The 20,970-nt window shown below is 71.4% G+C and carries 18 protein-coding genes; 4 read left to right on the forward strand and 14 right to left on the reverse strand.

The window, feature by feature from the left end; genetic code table 11:
• The first annotated feature begins 5 nt into the window (after positions 1 to 5).
• Positions 6 to 3,248, forward strand: coding sequence for a GH92 family glycosyl hydrolase (locus AB0M80_RS24150; protein ID WP_364568853.1), 3,243 nt, complete (start codon positions 6 to 8; stop codon positions 3,246 to 3,248).
• A gap of 95 nt (positions 3,249 to 3,343) precedes the next feature.
• Here AB0M80_RS24150 and AB0M80_RS24155 read toward each other — a convergent pair whose 3' ends face one another.
• From AB0M80_RS24155 to AB0M80_RS24165, 3 genes are all read right to left on the reverse strand, one after another.
• Positions 3,344 to 4,402, reverse strand: coding sequence for a glycosyltransferase family 4 protein (locus AB0M80_RS24155; RefSeq protein ID WP_364568855.1), 1,059 nt, complete (start codon positions 4,400 to 4,402; stop codon positions 3,344 to 3,346).
• Positions 4,403 to 4,526: 124 nt separating this feature from the next.
• A complete protein-coding gene (locus AB0M80_RS24160) occupies positions 4,527 to 6,017 on the reverse strand; it encodes a serine/threonine-protein kinase (protein WP_364568858.1) in 1,491 nt (496 codons plus the stop codon).
• 136 nt (positions 6,018 to 6,153) lie between these two features.
• Positions 6,154 to 6,954 carry an inositol monophosphatase family protein gene (locus tag AB0M80_RS24165; protein WP_364568861.1) on the reverse strand — a complete coding sequence of 267 codons (801 nt, stop codon included), beginning with the start codon at positions 6,952 to 6,954 and terminating at the stop codon, positions 6,154 to 6,156.
• 28 nt (positions 6,955 to 6,982) lie between these two features.
• Here AB0M80_RS24165 and AB0M80_RS24170 point away from each other — a divergent pair, with 28 nt between their 5' ends.
• Complete coding sequence (locus tag AB0M80_RS24170; protein WP_364568864.1) at positions 6,983 to 7,693, forward strand: creatininase family protein; 711 nt, start codon at positions 6,983 to 6,985, stop codon at positions 7,691 to 7,693.
• Between the two features lie 57 nt (positions 7,694 to 7,750).
• On the opposite strand, the gene ribA is transcribed toward AB0M80_RS24170, so the two are convergent.
• From ribA to AB0M80_RS24200, 6 genes are read right to left on the reverse strand one after another with little or no spacing between them, the layout of a single operon-like run.
• The gene (ribA, locus tag AB0M80_RS24175) at positions 7,751 to 8,401 is read right to left on the reverse strand and encodes a GTP cyclohydrolase II (RefSeq protein ID WP_364568867.1); all 651 of its coding nucleotides are present in this window, start codon (positions 8,399 to 8,401) and stop codon (positions 7,751 to 7,753) included.
• Positions 8,398 to 9,417 (reverse strand): lysylphosphatidylglycerol synthase transmembrane domain-containing protein, encoded by a 1,020-nt coding sequence (locus AB0M80_RS24180; protein WP_364568870.1) that lies wholly within the window; start codon positions 9,415 to 9,417, stop codon positions 8,398 to 8,400. Before AB0M80_RS24180 ends, ribA begins: the two co-directional genes overlap by 4 nt.
• The gene (locus tag AB0M80_RS24185) at positions 9,414 to 10,247 is read right to left on the reverse strand and encodes a class I SAM-dependent methyltransferase (RefSeq protein ID WP_364568872.1); all 834 of its coding nucleotides are present in this window, start codon (positions 10,245 to 10,247) and stop codon (positions 9,414 to 9,416) included. The genes AB0M80_RS24180 and AB0M80_RS24185 overlap by 4 nt, the downstream gene beginning before the upstream one ends.
• Positions 10,244 to 11,311, reverse strand: a complete 1,068-nt coding sequence (locus AB0M80_RS24190; protein WP_364568875.1) for a glycosyltransferase family 4 protein — start codon at positions 11,309 to 11,311, stop codon at positions 10,244 to 10,246. Before AB0M80_RS24190 ends, AB0M80_RS24185 begins: the two co-directional genes overlap by 4 nt.
• The gene (locus AB0M80_RS24195; RefSeq protein WP_364568877.1) at positions 11,308 to 11,706 is read right to left on the reverse strand and encodes a 6-carboxytetrahydropterin synthase; all 399 of its coding nucleotides are present in this window, start codon (positions 11,704 to 11,706) and stop codon (positions 11,308 to 11,310) included. The genes AB0M80_RS24190 and AB0M80_RS24195 overlap by 4 nt, the downstream gene beginning before the upstream one ends.
• Before the next feature lie 31 nt (positions 11,707 to 11,737).
• Positions 11,738 to 12,700 carry a zinc-binding alcohol dehydrogenase gene (locus AB0M80_RS24200; protein WP_364568879.1) on the reverse strand — a complete coding sequence of 321 codons (963 nt, stop codon included), beginning with the start codon at positions 12,698 to 12,700 and terminating at the stop codon, positions 11,738 to 11,740.
• A 67-nt stretch (positions 12,701 to 12,767) separates the two neighbouring features.
• Between AB0M80_RS24200 and AB0M80_RS24205 the strand changes: the two genes are divergently transcribed.
• On the forward strand, positions 12,768 to 13,532 hold the full coding sequence (locus tag AB0M80_RS24205; RefSeq protein WP_364568882.1) for a CDP-alcohol phosphatidyltransferase family protein: 765 nt from the start codon (positions 12,768 to 12,770) through the stop codon (positions 13,530 to 13,532).
• Positions 13,533 to 13,538: 6 nt separating this feature from the next.
• On the opposite strand, the gene AB0M80_RS24210 is transcribed toward AB0M80_RS24205, so the two are convergent.
• Positions 13,539 to 14,498 (reverse strand): ATP-dependent DNA ligase, encoded by a 960-nt coding sequence (locus AB0M80_RS24210; RefSeq protein WP_364568884.1) that lies wholly within the window; start codon positions 14,496 to 14,498, stop codon positions 13,539 to 13,541.
• Positions 14,499 to 14,529: 31 nt separating this feature from the next.
• Positions 14,530 to 15,441 (reverse strand): LysR family transcriptional regulator, encoded by a 912-nt coding sequence (locus AB0M80_RS24215; RefSeq protein ID WP_364568887.1) that lies wholly within the window; start codon positions 15,439 to 15,441, stop codon positions 14,530 to 14,532.
• A 91-nt stretch (positions 15,442 to 15,532) separates the two neighbouring features.
• Here AB0M80_RS24215 and AB0M80_RS24220 point away from each other — a divergent pair, with 91 nt between their 5' ends.
• Positions 15,533 to 16,819: an FAD-binding oxidoreductase gene (locus AB0M80_RS24220; protein WP_364568890.1), complete on the forward strand. Its 1,287-nt coding sequence runs from the start codon at positions 15,533 to 15,535 to the stop codon at positions 16,817 to 16,819.
• Between the two features lie 37 nt (positions 16,820 to 16,856).
• Here the strand turns inward: AB0M80_RS24220 and AB0M80_RS24225 are convergent, their stop codons facing one another.
• The 3 genes from AB0M80_RS24225 to AB0M80_RS24235 form a co-directional block, all read right to left on the reverse strand.
• Positions 16,857 to 18,677 (reverse strand): hypothetical protein, encoded by a 1,821-nt coding sequence (locus tag AB0M80_RS24225; RefSeq protein WP_364568893.1) that lies wholly within the window; start codon positions 18,675 to 18,677, stop codon positions 16,857 to 16,859.
• 253 nt (positions 18,678 to 18,930) lie between these two features.
• Positions 18,931 to 20,136 (reverse strand): trypsin-like serine protease, encoded by a 1,206-nt coding sequence (locus AB0M80_RS24230; protein ID WP_364568896.1) that lies wholly within the window; start codon positions 20,134 to 20,136, stop codon positions 18,931 to 18,933.
• Between the two features lie 35 nt (positions 20,137 to 20,171).
• Positions 20,172 to 20,702: a hypothetical protein gene (locus AB0M80_RS24235; protein ID WP_364568899.1), complete on the reverse strand. Its 531-nt coding sequence runs from the start codon at positions 20,700 to 20,702 to the stop codon at positions 20,172 to 20,174.
• Between the last annotated feature and the right edge of the window lie 268 nt (positions 20,703 to 20,970).

A 20,970-nucleotide genomic window follows, 5' to 3' on the forward strand; every position in this document is an offset into this window, starting at 1 on the left:
GCCCCATGGGGTCGCAAAGCAGACGGCTGGTCGCCGCCGCGGCCGTCGGGCTCGTGGTCGCCGCCACGACCCAGGCCACCGCACACGCCGCCGCGCCGGTCGATCCGGTGAGCCTCGTCAACCCGTTCGTCGGCACGCAGAACTTCGGCAACACCTTCCCCGGGGCCAGTGCGCCCTTCGGGATGGTGCAGGTCAGCCCGGACACCGGCGGTCAGGGCGGCTACGACTACCTGCAGAACGCGATCTACGGCTTCAGCCAGACGCACCTGTCCGGCGTCGGCTGCGGCGTGATGGGCGAACTGCCGATCATGCCGACCACCGGGGCGGTGGACAACGTTGACAAGGACGCCTACAAGTCGCCCTACAGCCACGACGACGAGCACGCCGAGCCCGGCTACTACCGCGTCGGCCTCGAGAAGTACGGGATCGACGCGGAGCTGACCGCGACCGCGCGCACCGGCTGGCAGCGCTACACGTTCCCGTCGACCGGCGCCGCGAACGTCCTGTTCAACACGGGCCAAGCGAACCAGTCCGTCAAGGATTCCGAGATCCACGTCGTCGGCGACCGGACCCTGGAAGGCCGCGTCCGCGCCGGCGGGTTCTGCGCCGGCCACGACGAACACACCGTCTACTTCACCGCGACCTTCGACCGGCCGTTCAGCTCGTTCGGCACCTGGCGCGGCTCGACGCGCACGCCCGCCGGCCGCGACGCCGCGGGCACCGGGAGCAACGGCGCCTGGGCGAGCTTCGAGGCGACCACCGACCACGACGTCGTGCTCAAGGTCGGCCTCTCCTACACCGGGCTCGACGGCGCGCGGAAAAACCTCGCGGCCGAGACGTCGAACTACGACTTCGACGCCACCCGTGCCGCGCTGCACCAGCAATGGGCCGACCGGCTGGGCGCGATCAAGATCGCCGGCGGCACGACCGAGCGGCAGACGGCGTTCTACACCGCGCTCTACCACGCGCAGCTGCACCCGAACCTGGCCGGCGACACCGATGGCACGTACACCGGCTTCGACGGCAAGGTGCACACCGCGAACGGTTACACGCCGTACCAGAACTTCTCGCTGTGGGACACCTACCGGCCGCAGAACCAGCTCCTCGAGCTGCTGGAACCGCAGGTCGCGCGGGACGTCGCGCTGTCGGTCGTCGCCATCGGGCGGGACGGCGGCTGGCTGCCGCGCTGGGCGCTGGCCGAGAGCGAAACGAACATCATGACCGGCGACCCGGTGACGCCGTTCCTCGTCGAGGCGTGGTCGAAGGGCCTGCTCGCCGGGCACGAAGAAGAGGCGTACGCGCTGCTCAAGAAGAATGCGACGAGCACGCCGCCCGCCGATTCGCCGTACAACGGGCGCTCCGGCGTCAACTACTACAACGACCGCGGCTACGTCCCCAGCGGGCTCGAACTCGGCAAGGACTGCGCGGCCAAGGGCGGCGACAACGACTGCGAGCACCCGGCGTCGGCGACCATGGAGTACTCGGCGGCCGACGCGGCGCTCGCGCTGATGGCGCGGGGTCTGGGCCACCAGGCCGACGCGCGGGTGTTCGCCGACCGCGGCCAGTGGTACCAGAACCTCTGGGACTCCTCGATCCAGCAGTTCCGCCCGCGCACCGCCGAGGGCACCTTCCTCACGCCGTACAACCCGGTCGACGCCGACCACCAGTTCCACGAGGGCGGCGCCTACCAGTACCAGTGGCTCGTGCCGCAGGACCCGGGCGGGCTCGTCTCGCTGATGGGCGGCCGCACGGCTACCGAGAAGCGCCTGGACTCCTTCTTCGCGTACGACAAGCTGCTGACCGATCCGGCCGGCACGGCGCGGAAGGATTGGATCGCCAGCCCGTACGACTACTACGGCAAGCCGACCTACAACCCGAACAACGAGCCCGACCTGCTCGCGCCCTACACGTACAACTGGGTCGGCGCGCCGGCGAAGACGGCGACCGTCGTCCGCGCGGCGATGACGCTGTTCACCACCGGCCCGGACGGTATGACCGGCAACGACGACCTCGGCACCATGTCCGCCTGGTACGTCTTCTCGTCGCTGGGGCTGTACCCGACGATGAGCGGCGCGAACTTCCTCGCGCTGTCGAGCCCGCAGTTCGAGTCGGCGACCGTCCGGATCGGACAGTACGGCTCCGCGCAGGGTGGGACGCTCACGGTGTCGGCGCCCGGCGCGAGCGACGTGAACCGGTACATCCAGAGCGTGTCGCTCAACGGCCGGGACGTCCGGCAGACGTCGCTGGACTGGTCTTCGCTGGCCCACGGCGGGACGCTTTCGCACAAGCTCGGGTCCCGGCCTTCCCAGTGGGGCACGTCCGCGGCCGCGGCGCCGCCTTCGGTCAACAACGCCGCGGGTGACCTTCGGCGGCACGTCGACGCGTCGCTGCGGCAGACGTCGGTGGTGATCCCCGGCGGTGCGGCGCAGCAGGTCCACCTCGACCTCGACGTCCTGGCGCAGAACCCGGTGGTGCAGCCGGTGACGGTGTCGGTCTCGGCTCCTTCGAACTGGAAGACGCAGGTGCAGCCGCTGCGGCTGATCTGGTCCGGACGGCTGCCGGTGCAGCAGACGGTGCCGATCACGGTGAGCGTGCCCGCGGGGACGGCGCTCGGGACGTATCCGGTGCAGGTCAAGGTGTCCGGCGTGGGTGCGAACACCGTGACGCGGTCCGCGACGATCGAGGTCCGGGCGCCGTCGGCGTGCTTGGCCGCGGGGACGCAGTGCCCGGTCGACTTGGGCCGCGATCGCAACCACGACGGCACGGCCACGGTGGCGTCGTCGTCGGAAGGCAACTTCGACGGCGGCGGCTGGAGCTACGACGCCGCCCTGCTCCCGCCGGCCGGCCCGGTGACCTGGGACGGCGTCACGTACGCCGCGCCGGACGCTTCGGGGACGGTGGCGAACTTCGTCGAGGCCCGCGGGCAGTCGCTGCTGCTCCCGGCCGGTCAGCACACGGCGTTGAAGCTGGTCGGGTCGTCGCACAACGGCCCGGTGTCGACGACGGTGACGGCGCACTACACGGACGGCACGAGCGCCGACCTCGCGGTGACGTTCGGCGACTGGGCCGGGTCGGGCAGCCCGGTGGTGCTCGAGATGCCGCACCGGATCAAGGCCGGCAGCGGGGTCGACGGCCCGCCGGTCCGGCTGTTCGGGATTTCGGCGGCGCTGGACGGCGGGAAGACCGTGCAGTCGGTGAGCCTGCCGAATGATCCGCGGGTGGAGATCTACGTGCTCACCCTGGCGTGACGGTCCGGTTCGCCGGTTCGCCGGCGAACCGTTCCGCCAGGTCAGGGCAGCCGAAGACGGCGATCCTCAGTGCCCCGGCAAGACCGGCAAGGCCGTCAAGCGACGATCCGGGGTTCCGACGCCAGCCGCGACAGGACGTGGGTGAGGCGGCGGGCCGCGACGTCCCACTCCTCCAGTGCGCTGCCGCGGCCCAGTGCCGCCGTGCGCAGGGAGCGGCGCAGCTCCGCGTCGGCGTACCAGCGGTGCAGCGCGTCGGCCAGCGCGAACGGGTCGTCCGGGTCGACGAGCAGGCCCGGCATCTCGCCGTCGGCGTCGACGCCGAGCGCGTCGTACACCCCGCCCACCTCGGTGGCCAGGACCGGGATGCCCCTGGCCAGCGCCTGGGCCACGAACATGCCGGACGTCGCCGCGCGCGCCGGGATGACCAGCAGGTCCGCCGCGTTGTAGGCCGCGGCGAGGTCGACCGCGTCGCCGGCCAGGGTGATGTGGTTGCCCAGGCCCAGCCGCTCGATCGACCAGCCGAGCTCCTCGACGTACGCCCGGTCCGTCTCCAGTGAGCCGGCGAACACGCACGAGAGCGCCAGGTGGTCGATCTCGCCGAGGGCCTGGACCAGCAGGTCCTGGCCGTTGCGGCGGGTGACGTCGCCGACGCACAGCAGCCGGGACACGCCGTCCGCGCCCGCCGCGAGCGGGGCCGCGTCGGTGCCCGGCTTGGCGACGTAGACGCGCGCCGGGTCCAGGTCGTGGCGGTCGATCAGCAGCCGAGCGAGCCACGGGCTGGTCGCGACGACCATCCCGGCCATCCGCAGCGTCTCGCGTTCGCAGGCGTCCAGTTCCGCGGCGTGCGCCGGGGCGAGGCCGGGCTCGTCGGCGAGGGCCTGGTGCACCAGCACGGCCAGCCGCAGCCGCCGCGCGTGCGGGACGACGATCTCGGGTACGCCCGAGGCGATCATGCCGTCGAGCAGCACCACCGTCCGGTCCGGCAGCGCCGCGAGTGAACGTGCCAGCCGTCGGCGAGACGTCGCGTCCGGCTCCGGCCAGTCGCCGGCGATCGGCAGCTCCAGCACCGGCTGCCCGACGGCGGGCAGGTTCTGGCACATCCGCTTGTCGTAGGTGTCGCTGCCCGGCGGCGCGGCCGGGAGGATGAACACCATCGGGTCCGCGGGCCTCATCGCGCGCGCCGGAGCAGGTCGGGTTCGGAAACAGACACGGCAACCTCCAGCGTGGGTCGACGGCGGTGACGGCTCATACGTCACACGCACCCCGGCCCGCGATGGTTCAGCTCTGCGCGTCGATCATCCAAACGCCGCCGTTCACCTGGATCAGGGTGAAGGTGTTCGTGTCGGTCTTGGTTCCCCCGCCCTTCGACACGTAGGAGATCTGGGCGGTCACCCGGCCGGGACCGCTCTCCGAGATGATCGAGGCGCTGACCCGGCTGTACTGGCCCCAGAACCCCTCATAGGTCGCGAGGGTCTGGTGCTTGGACGCCTTGAAACGATCCGTCAGCAGGTTCCACGCCTGCGAAAGGTTGCCGGGGAGCAGCGAATAATAGGCGGTCAGGGCCTCGCCCGCGGTCTTCGACGAGGACACCGTCGACACCGTCGGCGAGGGAGTCGGAGCCGAGGTCGCCGACGTCGGTGTGGCGGACGGCGAAGGCGACGACGACGGCGTCGGCGAGGGAGTCGGCGAAGCCGAGGTGGACGGCGTCTCCGACGGCGGCGGGGCGGCGGTGTCCTGCGGCGCCTTCTGCCGCACGACCAGCAGGATCGCCACGACGACCGCCACGCACAGCAGCGCCGCGCCCGCCCCGACGGCGATCAGGCCCTTGCGCGCGCCCGGCGACACCGCGGTGACCTCCCCCGCGGGCACGGTGACCGCGGCCGGCACGGTCGGCACCGCCGGCGGCTCGGTTTCGGGCACCGTGGCCGCGAGCACCGACTCCCCCGGCTCCTCGTCCGGCAGCAGCGCCCGCAGCTCCTGCTCGACCTCGTCCATCGAAGGACGCTCGGCCGGCTCGGTGGCGAGCATCCGCAGCAGCAGCGGGGTCAGCCTGCCGGCCTTCTCCGGCGGCACGATCTCGCCGCTGGAGGCCTTGTAGAGCAAGGCGATCGGGTTGTCGGCGGTGCCGTAGGGCGACTGACCCTCGACGGCGGCGTACAGCGTGGCGCCGAGTGAGAAAACGTCGGCGGCGAAGTCCGCGTCCTCGCCGCGGGCCACCTCCGGCGCGAGGTAGGCGGGCGTGCCGGCGATCTCGCCGGTGGCCGTCAGCTTGACGTCACCGATCGCGCGGGAGATGCCGAAGTCGGTGATCTTCGCCGTGCCGTCCTCGGCGACCAGGATGTTGGCCGGCTTCACGTCGCGGTGCACGATGCCGACGCGGTGCGCGCCGGCCAGCGCCGAGCTGATCTGCGCGCCGACGCGGATGGCGTCGTCCACCGTGGCCGGCTCCTCGCCGAGCATGGCGGCCAAACTCTTCGACGGCAGGTATTCCATCACCAGCCACGGCCGGTCCTCCTCCTCGAGGACGGCGAAGACGGTGATCGCGTGGGAATGCTGCAGCCGGGCGGCGATCCGCGCTTCGCGCATCGCGCGGTTCTTCGCCTCCTCGGTGCGGTGCTCGTCGTGGTCGTGCGGCAGCAGGAGTTCCTTGATCGCCACGGTGCGGTCGAGCTTTTCGTCCTGGGCCCGCCACACCGTGCCCATCGCGCCGCCGCCGATCGGCTCGAGCAGCCGGTACCGATCGCGGATCCGGCGACTTTCCACGAGCATCCACCATTCTCCGAAGTGGCCGACGAGATCCGGTCAGCATGCCAGCCTGGGCGGCCGACCGGTACCAACGTAACCGAAAACCTTGCGCGGACAGCGCAAACGAGCAGTGGCGCCGCCCACGGTGTACCCAGGAATCCTAACGAACAACCCCGTACGCACGATCAAGTGCGTCCACGATCTCCTTGCGCAGCCCGGCGCCGACGGCGATCGTCGCCGCGGAACCGACCGTGTGCTCACTGCCGTCGCGGTCGACGACGGCGCCGCCGGCCTCGCGCACGAGCAGCACACCGGCCATGGTGTCCCACGGGTTGTTGGACAGGATCAGTGCGGCGTCGAGCTTTCCGTCCGCGACCCAGGCGAGGTCGATCGCCGCGGTGCCGAGCATCCGGATCTTCTGCGCCCGCGCGCCGAGGTCCGACAGCAGCGTCAGCCGGGCGCGGTTCTTCTCCTCGGCGAGCTCGCCGATCGCGAAGTCGCCGACGGCGATCATGGCGTCCGGCATCTCGGTCGCGACAGACGCACGGACGCGCTCCCCGTTCGCGAAGGTGCCTTCGCCGCGCGCGGCGGTGTACGTGACGCCGAGGTACGGCAGCGCGATCGCGGCGACCGTGCTGTGCTCGCCGTCCACCAAGGCCAGGGAAATCCCGCAGAGCGGAATTCCACGCGCGAAATTCGCGGTTCCGTCGATCGGGTCGAGCGCCCACCAGCGGCCGCCCTCGGCGCCGCTGCGGCCCCGCTCCTCGCCGAGGACGCCGATCTCGGGTGTCTCGGCGGCGAGGAATTCCCGCAGCGCGTCCTCGACCGCGGTGTCGACGTCGGTCACCAGGTCGCGATCGCCTTTCGCGGAAACGGAAAAGCTCGGGCGCGAACGGACGATCTCCGTCGCCTTCGCCACGGCTTCGCGCGCGACGTCCAGTAGTGCGGCATGCTCGGTCATGCCACCAACATAGAGAAGGGACGCGCCCATGACCGATCTGTTCCCGCTCGCCACCACCGCCGACGAGCAGGAGCGGCGGGCGTCGGTCGCGGTGCTGCCGGTCGGCAGCTTCGAGCAGCACGGCGCCCACCTCCCGCTGGTGACCGACACGGTGATCGCGGCCACCCTCGCCAAGGCCGTCGCCGACGCCCACCCCGTCCTGCACCTGCCGCCGATCACGATCTCGTGCTCGCACGAGCACGCGGCGTGGGCCGGCACGGTGAGCATCTCGGCGCGCACGCTGCACGCCGTGGTCACCGACGTCGCCACGTCGCTGAAAGCGTCCGGCGTGGACCGGCTCGTGCTGGTCAACGGGCACGGCGGCAACTACGTACTGTCCAATGTGGTCCAGGAAGCCGCGGGGGCGATGGCGCTGTTCCCCGGCGTCGCGGACTGGCAGGCGGCGCACACCGCGGCCGGCCTGCGGACGTCGCTGGACGACGACATGCACGCGGGCGAGCTGGAGACGTCGATCCTGCTGCACGCCCACCCCCACCTGGTCCGGCCGGGGCACGAGACGGCCGACCACGTCACCGACCGGGACCACCTCCTGACGCTGGGCCTGCGGGCGTACACGGAGTCGGGGGTGGTCGGCCGTCCCTCGCTGGCCAGTGCGGCCAAGGGGCACGTCGTGCTGGACACGCTGGTCCAGCGCTTCGCCGGGGTCCTGGAGGTGCTGGGCACGCCGGAAAGGCCGTGAGTGCCACCTTGAGGGACGTTGAGTCCCTCAAGGTGGCTTCACGCACCTTGGTGAGGGTCAGCGGGCGGTGAGGGCCTGGTCCAGGTGCGGAAGCAGGTGGGCCATTCGCTCGGCCTTCGTCCGGAGGTAGCGCAGGTTTTCCGGATTCGGCGGGACCAGCAGCGGAATCCGCTCGCTGATGCGGATTCCGTAGCGCGTGAGCTGTTCGACCTTGGCCGGGTTGTTCGACAGCAGCCGCACCGAGCGGACGCCGAGATCGGTCAGGATGCCCGCCGCCGCGTGGTAGTCGCGGGCGTCCACCGGCAGGCCGAGCGCCACGTTCGCGTCGACCGTGTCGAGGCCTTCGTCCTGCAGGCGCATCGCCTTGAGCTTCGCGAGCAGGCCGATCCCCCGGCCCTCGTGGCCCTGGACGTAGACCAGCACGCCCGAGCCCTCCTCGACGATCCGGTCCAGCGCCACCGCCAGCTGGTCGCCGCACTCGCAGTGCGTCGAGCCGAAGACGTCCCCGGTCAGGCACTCGCTGTGCACCCGGGTCAGGGTGCCGAGCTCGGCGATGTCGCCGTAGACCAGCGCGACCTGCTCGGTGCCGGTGCGGTCGAGGTAACCGACCGCGCGGAACGTGCCGTGCCGGGTCGGGAGCCGGGTGTCGACCACCCGCTCGACCACGGCCTGGTGCGGCAGATCCCCGACGACGTCACTTGCGGTCATGACTTCAACCCCATTTCCGATTCGATCCCGGTGTCGGCCGCCGTGCGCGGAGCGGGCACGACACCGGTGTGCGGAGCGCGGGTCGCGCGGACCCCGGCGACACTCCGGACGAACAGGACACCGGCGCCGGGCAGGCTCGCGACCAGCGTGAGCACTCCGTAGACGACGGCGACGGTGACACCTTGGGCGGCCCCGAGCCCGGCCGCGCCGAAGAGCACGGCGCAGACGCCCTCGCGGGGGCCGAAGCCGCCGACGTTGAGCGGCAGCCCCATCGCGAGCAGCGCGAGGATCATCAGCGGGAGGAGCTGCCCGACCGGCGCGTCGACGCCGGCGACACGGGCGGCGACGACGAACAGCGCCAGGTGCCCGGCCAGCGTCGCGGCCGACAGGAAGCTCACGCCGGGCCAGGTCTCGCGGGTCAGCAGGCCGAGCCGGACGTCGGCGAGGGTGACGGCGAAGCCGCGGCGCCACCTCGACGGGCTGTGGATCCAGCGCCCGCCGAGCACGCGGCCCACGACCAGCGCGGCGACGGCGGCCAGCACGACGACCACCCCGGCCACCACCACGACCTCGCGGAAGGCGTCCGGGACGACTCCCGGCGACGCCAGCACCACGGTGACCGCGGACGCGATCAGCACGACCTGGCCCGCGGTGCGTTCCAGGACGACGGCCCGCACGCCGCGCGGCACATCGCCGGCGTCGCGGCCGTGCTGCACCGCGCGGTGGACGTCGCCGAGGACGCCCGCGGGCAGCACGCCGTTGAGGAACAGCGCGCGGTAGTAGTCGGTGACGGCGGTGCGCAGCGAAAGCCGCAGGCCGAGCCGGGTCGCGACGATCTGCCAGCGGCCGGCGCTGAACAGCGTCGTCGCGAAGCCGATGCCGAGCGCGGCCAGGACGCCGGGCGCGCTGATCCGGCCGAGCCCGTCGAGGAAGGCGGCGCTGCCGAGCTGCCAGACGAGGACGGCGAGGATGCCGACGGCGCCGAGGATCCGCAGCCAGGCCAGTGCGCGCTTCACGCCGCCGCCTCCAGGCTCGGCGGCAGGACGAGCAGGTCGCCGTGGTGGATCACCGCGTGCAACTCGCCGGCCGCGGCCATCTCAAGCCGCCGCTGCAGGTAGACGTCGGCGACCGGGCGCAGCTCCGGCAGCTGTTCGACAGCGGCGCCGACCCAGCCTTCGAGCCACTGCCGCTGCAGTTCGGCCTGGTCCGGACCGAGCCGCCAGGCGCTGTCCGCGCGGACGACCTCGGCGCCGAGCCTGCCGAACGCGGTGGCGGCGACGTCGATCGCGTTGGGGCCGAGCAGCCGGCGGCCGTCTTCGGTGACCCGGCGCTGGTGGGCGTTGAACGCGGCGGCGACGGCGGGGTCGAGCGGGTCGGCGGGCGACAGCTCCACCTTGCCGGTGACCGACAGCATCAGCAGCGCCGCGCAGCCCGCTTCGACGATCGCCGTGGCCAGCGCCGTGACCTCGTCCCTGGTCAGCAGGTCGAGCAACGCGGAGGCGGTGACCAGCGACGTCCCGGCGAGGTCCGGCGCGCGCAGCGCGGTGATGTCGCGCTGCTCGGTGACGACGTCGACGGGACTGCCGTCGAGCGCGGTCCGCGGCAGGCTCCGGCGCGCGTGGTCGAGCAGGTCGGTGTCGTGGTCGTGCAGGATCCAGCGCTGGGCGCCGGGCAGGCGGGCGGCCAGCCAGCGGCCGAGCGAGCCGGTGCCGCACCCGAGGTCGCGGACGACGACCTCTTCGTCCGACGGCAAGAACGAGCGCAGCGGGCCGAGGAGTTCGGTGGCGCGGGCCGCCGCATCGGCGGGTTCGCGCAGGTAGAGCCAGTCCGGGGCGAACGCGGTCATGCCACCGCCTCCTGCCGCTGCAGGATGTCGGCGATCCGGCGGGCGGTGTCGTCCCAGCCGGTCAGGGTCTCGCGGCGCAGTCTCGCCGACGCGCGCAGCCGCGTCCGCAGCGCCGGCTCGGTGAGCCAGCGGCGCAGGGCGGCGCCGAGCGCTTCGACGTCGTCGCCGGGGACGAGCATCCCGGGCACCGAGCCGTCCGGCGCGACGCCGAGGGTGTCGGGCAGCGCGTCGACGTCGGTGGTCAGCACCGGCACGCCGTGGGCGAGGGCCTCGGTGACGACCATGCCGAAGGTCTCGGCGCGCGAAGGGAGCACGACGAGGTCGGCGGTGTGGTAGGTCGCGGCGAGCGCCGCGCCGGTGCGGGGGCCGGTGAGCGTGAAACGGGCGCCGAGCCGGTGCTCGCGCAGCCGCTCGACGTACTTGGTTTCGCGGCGGATCCCGCCGACGCATTCGCAGGTCCACCGCAGGTCGGCGACGGTCTCGAGGGCCTGGGCGAGCACACCCTGCCCCTTGCGCGGGGTCACGTTGGCGACGCAGACCAGGCGGGACATGCCGTCGGTGCCGATGGCCGGCGGCGCGGGGTCGACCCCCGGCGTGACCGCGTGCACGCGGTGCGGGGCCAGGCCGTGGTGGCGGATCAGGCGGCGCGCGGCCCACTCGCTGGTCGCGACGACCGAGCTGGCGGCCCGCAGCGTGTCGCGTTCCAGCGCGTCGAGCTCGGCGGCGAGCGCGGGTGGCAGGCCGGTCTCGTCGGCCAGCGGCAGGTGCACCAGCACCGACAGCGACAGCCGCCGCGCCTGCGGGACCACGACCTCGGGCACGCCGCACGCGACCAGGCCGTCGAGCAGCACGGCCGAGCCGGTGGGCAGCGCGGCCAGCAGGTGGCCGAGGACCGCGCGGGCCTCGGTGTCCGGCCGCGGCCAGCTGCCGGAGACGGCGATCTCGTGCACGTCGAGGCCGGCGGCGGCGAGCCGGTCGCACATCCGGCGGTCGTAGGTGTTGCCGCCGCTGGGGACGGACGCGTCGTCGACGTCCCCGGGCAGAACGACGTAGATGCGGTTCACAAAGCACGCTCGTAACTCGCCCAGGCGACGTGCGATTCGTGCAGCGAGACGGTGATCCCGTCGAGGCCGCGCGCGCCTTCGCCGAGGCGTCCGGCGTGGACGGCGTCGGCGAGGCGGTCGGCGATGACCTTCGCGAGGAACTCGGTCGAGGTGTTGATCCCCTTGAACACCGGCTCGTCGTCGAGGTTGCGGTAGTTCAGGTCGCTCAGCACCGCCCCGAGCTCTTCCGTGGCCTTGCCGATGTCGACGACGATGTTGTCCTCGTCGAGCTCGGCGCGGCGGAAGGTCGCATCCACCACGAAGGTCGCGCCGTGCAGGCGTTGCGCGGGTCCGAAGACTTCCCCGCGGAAGCTGTGGGCGACCATCACGTGATCACGGACGGTGATGCTGAACACCAAGACCTCCGATGCGTTCGGTTGGACGTGGTCACTGCGGCTGATACATGACACGGAGGCAAAGGGCGGAAAGTTCATTCGCCACCAAACGGGGTAACACGGAAGGGAGATCTTCAAACATGCATTCGCCGCTGACCAGCGCTTCGAACGCGGGATCGGCCAGCAGATCCAGGGCGACGCCGAGACGCTGGGCGTAGCTGCGGCCGGGGCGCGCGACCGTCCCGACCTGGCTGCTGCGGATCACCAGGCGGCGCGAGTGGAAGTTCTCGCCGAGCGGGACGCTCACCCGGCGATCGCCGTACCACGACAGCTCCACCACCTCCCCCTCCGGCGCGAGCAGCTCCAGCGCGCGGGCGAGCCCGGCGTCGCTCGCGCTCGCGTGCACGACGAGGTCGCAGTCGCCGAGCGCTTGGTCCGGGGCCGCGAAGTCGACGCCGAGCGCCGCGGCGATGTCCGCTTTGGCCGGATCGACGTCGATCAGCTGCACCCGCGCGGCCGGGAAGCCGGCGAGCAGCTTCGCGACGCTGCAGCCGACCATCCCGGCACCGATGACGGCGATCCGGTCGCCGAGCCGCGGCCGCGCGTCCCACACGGCGTTCACCGCGGTCTCGACCGTGCCGGCGAGGATCGCGCGGCCGGGCGGGACGGCGTCCGGGACCGGCGTCACCGCGGTCGCCGGGACGACGTACGCGGTCTGGTGCGGGTAGAGGCAGAAGACGGTTTTGCCCGTCAACTCCGGGGGGCCCTGCTCGACCACACCGACGTTGAGGTAGCCGTACTTCACCGGGCCCGGGAACTCGCCCTCCTGGAAGGGGGCGCGCATGACGTCGTGCTGGCTCGCCGGGACGCCCCCGCGGAAGACGAGGGTTTCGGTGCCGCGGCTGACGCCGGAGCACAGCGTGCGGACGAGCACGTCGTCCGGTCCGGGCTCGGGCAGCCGCTCCTCGCGCAGCTGTCCCGAGCCGGGGCTTTGAACCCAGAAAGCCTGTTCCACGTGTTTCTCCTCAGCAGGCGACCGGAGGCTGGTGTCGCCACCCTATGAGCAATCCGCGGAGTCGACGATGATCAAACAGGACCTTCTCCTGCGTGCGGTGATTCCGGCGCCGGTGCTCGCCGCGGGGGTCGTCGTGGGCGGTCTCGCCCCGCTCGCCTGGGCGACCGGAGTCGTCTACGGCCTCGCCTTGGTGCTGCTCACGGAGTGGGGCCTGCGCCGCAGCGGCCGTCCGGCCTTCGGGCCGGCGGACTGGATCACCTTCGCCCGCGCGCTGCTCGTCGGGTGCGCCGCGGCGCTGATCGCGGACGGCGGCTTTCCGATTGCGTGGCTGGTCGGGCTGGTCGGGCTGGCGTTGCTCCTGGACGGCCTCGACGGCCAGGTGGCCCGCCGCACGGGGACGGCCTCGGAGTTCGGCGCCCGGTTCGACATGGAAGTCGACGCGTTCCTGATCCTGCTGCTGTGCATCCAGGTGTCCCGCGCGCTCGGGCTGTGGGTGCTGGCGATCGGCCTGATGCGGTACGTGTTCGTCGCCGCTTCCTGGGCGATGCCCTGGCTGACCGCGCCGCTCTACCCGAGCATGGCCCGCAAGACGGTGGCCGCGGTGCAGGGCGTGGTGCTGGTGGTGGCGGTGTCCGAGCTGCTGCCGGCCGCCGTCCTGTTCGCTTTCGTGGCCGCGGCGCTGACGTCGCTGGTGTGGTCCTTCGGCCGGGACGTCCGGTGGCTGGCCCGGCACCGGGTCGAGCAGGCGCCGGGCCGGATCGTCGCGATCACCCGCGCGTCCCTGCGCCGCCCCATGGGCCACGTCCGGCCGGGCCACAACCAAGCTGCTTGACCGTCGTCAGGAGCCCGACTCGCGGGCCGCGCGGGCCCGCCGTTTGCCCTCGTGCATCGCGACCACCCGGGCGATCGGGATCGTGTGCCCCTCCTCGACCAGGTCCGCCGGCAACACGAACGGCGCCGGCATCTCCTCGGTCCACGGGTCGCCGGCGCCCAGCAGGTCCGGGGCCGTGTGCACGGTGAAGTCGGCCGGCTTGACCCCGTCGAGCTCGGCCCAGCGGACCGGGAACGACACCGGCGCGCCCGGGCGGTGGCGCGGGCTGTAGACCGACACGACCGTCGCGCCCCCGGCCCGCGTCGAGTCCAGGAACACCTTGCCCTCACGGCGCTCGCGCACGAACTCCGTCGTGCCGAGCGCCGGGTCGATGCGTTCCGCGCGGGCGGCGACCGCCCGGGTCGCCGCGGCGATGTCCTCGGTCGACTGGCCTGGCGCGAGCGGCACGAAGACGTGGACGCCCTTGGACCCGCTGGTCTTCACCGCGCCGTCGAGCCCGTCGTTGCGCAACGCCTCCCGCACCAGCTTCGCGGCGCCCACGGCCAGGGAAAACGGGCTGTCCTCCGGCGGGTCGAGGTCGAGGATCAGGTGCGTCGGCCCGCTCGCGGGCTCGCCGCGGAACAACGTGGTGTGGTACTCGATCGCGCGCTGGTTGCCGAACCACAGCAGGGTGCGCAGGTCGTTGCAGAGCGCGTAGGTGACTTCGCGCCGGGACCGGTCGGCCCACAGCGCCCGGCGCTCCACCCACTCCGGCGTGTACTTCGGCAGGTTCTTCTGCATGAACGGCCCCTGGCCGCGCAGCACCCGCACGACGCTGAGCAGCCGGTCGCGCAGCTCCGGCAGCATCCGGCCGGACACCGCTTCGAGGTAGTCGAGCAGCTCCCGCTTGGTGACCCCCGCGCCGGGGAAGACCTCCTGGTCGAGACTGCTCAGCTTGACGCCGTGCCGGACCTCATCGCCGCTCATCAGCCCACCTTTTCGTCCGCGCGCGAAGCGGTCAACTCTCAGACGGGCCTCCGGTGCGTCCCGAGCGGTAAGCAGCCCGGGCGAACGCGATCAAGGCGCGCGCGGCCGGGCTCAACGGCCCTTCGGTCCGCCACGCCAGCGCCAGCACGCCCCGCAACCCCGGGCCGCCGATGCCGACGACCCGCAGCTCCGCCTGGTGGTACCGGGCCAGTGACTCCGGCACGATCGCCACGCCGAGACCCCGGGTCGCCAGCTGCACCAGGACGTTCGGGTCGGCCGCCTCGAACGCGATCCGCGGCGTCAGCCCCGCCCGCGCGAAGGCGGCGTCCAAGGCCGTGCGCAAGCCCGTCCCCTTGGGCAGCGCCATCAGCGGCAGCCCGTCGAGGTCGGGGATTTCGACCTGGTCCCGGTCAGCCAGCGGACCGCCGGGTGCGGTGACGGCCAGGAACGGCTCGTCGAGCAGCACCTGCGTCGCGATGCCGGGCGGCGGGCCGGTCGCGAGGCCGACGACGGCGAGGTCGAGCCGTCCGTCGCGCAGCGCCGCGAGCATCGTGTCGGAGTTGGCTTCCGACAGCGTGATCTCCACCGCCGGGTACCGCTCGTGGAAGCCGGCCAGCAGGTCCGGCAGCCCGACCGGGCCCGCCGACGTCACCGCGCCGATCGCGACCTGGCCGCGGACCAGCCCGGCCAGCTCCTCGACGGCTTCGCGCACCCCCTGCACGGCCGCGAGCGCGGCCCGGGCGTGCGGCAGGGCCGCGGCGCCGACGTCGGTGAGCCGGACCGTCCGGCCGGAGCGATCGAGCAGCTCCTGCCCCAGCTCCCGCTCCAGCCGTCTGACCTGCGCGCTCACCCCGGGCTGGGCGACGTGCAGCCGCTCCGCCGCGCGCGTGAAGTTGCCTTCCTCCGCTACAGCGACGAAGTAGGCGAGCTGGTGCAGTTCCATAAGAGTTGATTCTAGTCAGTAGACAAATCAGATCTTGGACTTCTGATCAAAGTCGGCCCAAGCTGGAGGCAACGCAACGAAAGGAGCCGAAATGCCCAGCTTCCGCCCAGGTGAGGACGGTTACGCCGAAGAAGTCGCCGGGTTCCAGACGGCGGTGCCCAGCTCGCCCGCGGTCGTCGTCGCCGCCGAAAGCGCCGAGGACGTCGCCGCCGCGGTGCGCTACGCGACCGAGCACCGGCTGCCCGTCGCGGTCCAGGCCACCGGGCACGGCCTGACCGCGGGCACCGACGGGCTCTTGATCAGCACCCGCCGGATGACCGGCGTCGAGATCGACGCCTCGGCCGGCACCGCCCGGGTCGAAGCCGGCGTCCGCTGGGAAGCCGTGATCGAAGCCGCCGGGAAACACGGCTTGGCGCCGCTCAGCGGCTCCTCCCCGGACGTCGGCGTCGTCGGCTACACCCTCAGTGGCGGCTTCGGGCTGATGGGCCGCCGGTACGGCCGCGCCGCCGACCACGTCCGCGCCCTCGACGTCGTGACCGCCGACGGCGAGCTCCGGCGCGTCGAGCCGGGCTCGGACCTGTTCTGGGCGCTGCGCGGCGGCCGCGACGGCTTCGGCGTCGTCACGGCGATGGAGTTCGGCCTCCTGCCGGTCAGCCGGCTCTACGGCGGCAGCCTCACTTTCGACAGCGCCGACGTGCCGGCCGTGCTGCGGGCCTGGCGGACGTGGTCGGCGGCCGCGCCGGACACGCTGACGACGTCACTCGCCATGATCCGGTACCCCGACCTGCCGATGGTGCCGGAGCCCGTCCGCGGCCGGCACATCGCCCAGGTCCGGATCGCCTACCTCGGCGAAGACGGCGACGACCTCGTCGCGCCGCTGCGGGCCGCCGCCCCCGCCCTGCTCGACACGCTGCGGCCGATGCCGTTCACCGAGTCCGGGTCGATCGCGGCCGAGCCGCGGCAGCCGCACGGCTACCACGGCACCAACGCGACCGTCTCGCAGCTGAACGACGCCATGCTCGACGCGATCGGCGAACACGCCGGCCCGGGCGCGGCCGCACCGCCCGTGCTCATCATCGACCGGCTCGGCGGCGCGCTCGCCCGGACACCCGAGACGCCGGGCGTGGGCTGGGACCGCTCGGCCGAGTACGTCGTCCGGGCGCTGTCGGTGATCGGCGACGACGGCGTCGCGGCCGTCCGTCGTACGCACGCGAAGCTGTTCGACGCGCTGGCGCCGTGGACGACCGGGCGCCTGCTGCCGTTCGTGTACGGCGAGCACGCGCCGGAGGAGGTCGCCGAGAGCGTCCACCCGGCCCGGGACCTCGAGCGCCTTGCCCGGCTGAAGCGGGAGTACGACCCGCGGAACACGTTCCGCTGACGCACGCGGTCGTAACGCAGTGAGCCACTCGCAGAAGTCAGCGCGCCGCGGCCCACACCCCGGCGAAGTTCCCACAACTGACGGCTTGGCCGTGCAGTGCCTTACGCACAGCGGGTTCTACGTAGGAACGGCCGAAGGTCTCGGCGTCGGGGGCGACATCCGTGGGTACCGGGTCGGCCGCGATGAGCACCTCGACCTGAATGGTCTGGAACAGCACAAGGTAGTCGCCATCGCGGTCGAGGCGCTGCGCCGTGTCCAGCATTTGCTGCTTCGTGTTACCGACCAGCTCTTGCGGCAGCGGCCAGTCCATCGGGAACGGGTTGCGCACCTTGAAGACCGGATAGGCGAAGGGGTTGTCCGGCAGGACGGCGACGTTCTTCGCCGGATACCGCGCAAGGCAGTCGCGGATCTGCGAAACATAGGTGAACACGCTCGGATTGGTGCGCACCCACCTCATCGGGGCGGCGACATCGCCGAGGTCCTTCGTCAACTCACCCTGCGGGCGGTCCGCGTACGGCGCCTTGTCGTGAGCCGTCATCAACTGCACACCGGCGAGCAGGAAAACCACCACACCGGCCAGTGCCCCGGCGACCTTGAACGAGACAAGCGAAAGGCGACGCACATTCGGCTTCGGCAGATCGGACAGCGCGACGACCAGCAGGTCGAGCGTGCCCAGCGCCATCGTCCCGGCGACCAGCGATGGCAGCTGGTAACCCCAGGACAGGCTCGACATCCAGCCGAGCAGGGCGACCAGCAGCTGTTGCCAAGGGAACCGCCGACGGACGACAGCGTCCATCCCGGCAGCCACGAGGAAGATCCACAGCACGGCGAGCGGCCATGAGTTCGCGTGCTCGAACTTGCCGTTGACCAGCACGAAAGCCACTACCGCCGTGATAGCGACCGCAGTCACCAGGCGCAGGACGCGACCCGCCACGCCGAGCCGCTGCCGGAAGAGCCAGAGCGCCGCGATGACGAGCGCGCCGAGTGCGGTCAGCAGAATGAACGTACGCGGGTCGCTGCGGAATCCGTGGAAGCCGGCCGACCAGAATCCGTACAGCGTCTCGCCCCAGGTTTGCTGCCCGCCGGTGAGCTGCGCGATCGCCTCGGGAAGCCCGCCCCGGACGGTGATCAACCCGAAGTACCCCAGCGGCGCGGCACCGAGCCACAGCAGGTCGACGATGCTTCGTCGCCACCAAAGGCCGTTCTTCGCCCCGGTCCCGGAGTGGAACAGCAGCAGAAGGATGCCGAGCGGTACCGCGAACGCGAAGCTCTGCTTGACGATCACCGCGAAACCCAGGCTGAACAGGCCGAGCCACCGCTGCCACCGGACGCCGGAACGCAGCCCGCTGTCCAGCGCCCACCAGCCGACAGCCGTGAGGAAGACGCCGTCGACCGTGTGCCAGGCCATCAAAGGGTAGGTGTTGAGGTTCACGATCGCCGCTGCGGCAACCAACGCGGTCCGGAGTGGACCCCACGTCAGCGGCGACGTGCCGGTGAGCAACGCGGCCAACGCGATGGTGGCCACGGCGAGCTGGACCATCATGACGAAGCTGGACGACACCATCAGCGGCGCCGGCACGAGGAAGTCCACTGTGTGCAGGTAGGCCGAGCCGAGCGGCCGCGGGGAGCCGAGATCGATGTGCGGGATTTCCCCGTGCAGGATCCGCCAGCTCTGCGCCAGTACGAAACCCTGGTCGGTGGGGTTGAAGCCGAACCGCCCCACCCTCGCCACGACGGCGGCGCTCAGCACCAAAATACCGAGGACCCACATCACCGGCCGGAGCCAAGGACGTCGTCGCGACGTCGGCAGCCGAGGCTCAGGTTCGGCCGTTGGCGTGATGTCGGTCGCGGTCTGCATGGGCTTAGGACTGCCTTCGCTCTCCGGGAGGTGATCTCGCCGCGCCTCCTGGACCGCCACCTCACCACGTGCCGAACGAATGTCGACCCCACCCAGGCGTACTCAACATGCACGACGACGAGAGACGTTACACGGCACGTCGCAGGCCTGGACCAGCGGGATCCTGCTGATCGCTGCGAAGCAGCAGCCCTTCAGGGCGTTCGTCAACCCAGCCGAATGACCAGACCCGACGAACGCCCTGAAAGCTCCGCAACTAGTTGCGCGCCCAGCGCTGGTTGGGCGTACTCGGGTTCCAGCACTGCCAGGCCTGCACGGCCGGCTGCGCCGTGCCGTTGGTGAAGGTCTGGTCCAGGCATTGCCCGCTCTTCTTGTTGACCAGCGTGATCGTGTTGTCTTCATAGTGGGGCTGGATGACCCACCGCTGGTTGTCCTGCACAGTGGTCCAACACTGCCAGGCCTGCACGAGCGCGGTCGGCTGGTTGTTCGCGAACGCCTGATCCAGGCATTTACCGGACAGCTTGTTGACGATCTGGACGGTGTCCGCGCCGGCCACCCGCACCAAGGTCCACTGCTGGTTCCCGGTAGTAGGCGTCCAGCACTGCCAAGCCTGCACAGTCGGATGCTCCTGGTTACCGGTGTAGTCCTGGTCCAAGCACTGACCGCTGGCCTTGCCCTTGATCACCGCGGATTGAGCCGCGGTCGATTGGGCGACCCAACTCGCCAAGTCGTCGACCCGGCTTTCCGTCGTGCCGATTCTCGTCTCGCTCTCCGTGTAACACCCGTGCTGCCATGAGCTGAGGTTGATCCCCACGAGTTCGAACGTCCCACCGTTCTCGCGGAAGGCCGGACCACCGGCGTCGCCCTTGCAGGTTGTCGCGTCGGCCTGAGCGGTGCCGGTGATGGCCAGCGTCGACGGAGCGACGGTGTCGACCTTGAACTGGGTGGTGCTGAACCTGTCAGGCACCCACTCGGTGGTGGTACGCCCGAAACCTGCCACCCGGAGCACGTTGCCGGCCGCAACCGGCGTCGCCGCGATCGCTATCGGCGCCACGTCGAAGACCGGGAGGGCGAGGCGGGCCAACACGACGTCGCGGTCCGCATGCGGAACCAGCTGCACGACGTTCACCGTATGGCCGATGGTGGCCGAAAGGCTGGCTTTTCCGATGGTCGCCGTGACCGGCGTTGCCGGAGCACCGGCGACCACGTCGGTCCCGAAACAGCTCTTGGCCGTGATGACCCATTCCGCGTCGATCAGGGCGCCGGTGCACCCGAGTGCGCCGTTGATCTTGGCCACGAACCCGTACGAACCGTCTACCGCCGCCGAGCCTCCGGCGACCGCATCGGCAGGCGCAACCGAGAGCGCTCCGGCGGCGAGCAGCCCCGTCGCGACCACCGTCAGCCGCCGAATCGCCTTGCCCCCGGCCGGACGCGCGCCATCGTTCAATTCACGGCGAAGCATTGAAGATCCCCTCTGAACATCTGCTGTCGTGCACCTCAAGACGCGGCGTCCAATTGCAGCAATGTGGTGGGATCACCGGGCGGCGTGGCGGCGATCCCGACTTCGGTGTCGGCGTTGGGGTTCACATCTACCGTGGTGTGCATCCCCGCATCGGTGCTCAGCGATGCTTTGAGTTTGTGCCCCTGCCCGCCGGAGGTGCCGTCACCACGGACCGCGAAGACGTTGGGCACCTTCAGGGTGAGGTGCCCGACCGGGCCCGTGACCTGGAAACAGATCCTCCCCCTCGCGCCGGGACCGATGGTGTCGCTGGTGCGGACGATGATGAGGCCGGGAGCTTCCGTCGGCGGACAAGTCTTGTAGAGAATGTGCCCGTCGCCGCTGATCAGCTGCACGTGATCGGCGGCCAGGATCGCGGCCGCGCCGGGATAACCGAAGTCCTCCACTGTCGACGGCTGCTCGTCCGCCGTGGTCGCTGCTCCGCTGACAGCCGCCGCCACCGAGATGCCGACCGCAGCCGTGACCGCGACGGCTGCGATGACGAAAGACGTCCGATGAAACAAACGCACTTGCCTACTCCCCCTTCTTTCGTGCCCCCTTCGTCGCAATTGCGACAAATCGCCACAGCGAGACCCGGGCAGTATTCACGGCCGACTCGGCGTAGCAGCGCTAAGCTAAAGCAAAAATCCACGAAACTACATTGTGATGTTGATCACAATCTTTTGGCGGTTGACGGCTACCCGCGTGCCCGGTAAATCTGCTTCTGCGCGATTTACGTCGGGGCGAAGTTTCGCGCCGGTCGATCGAGGGGGACTCAGATGCGTGCGGCAAGGCTCG

Source organism: Amycolatopsis sp. NPDC051045 (assembly GCF_040682955.1).
GTDB lineage: Bacteria > Actinomycetota > Actinomycetes > Mycobacteriales > Pseudonocardiaceae > Amycolatopsis.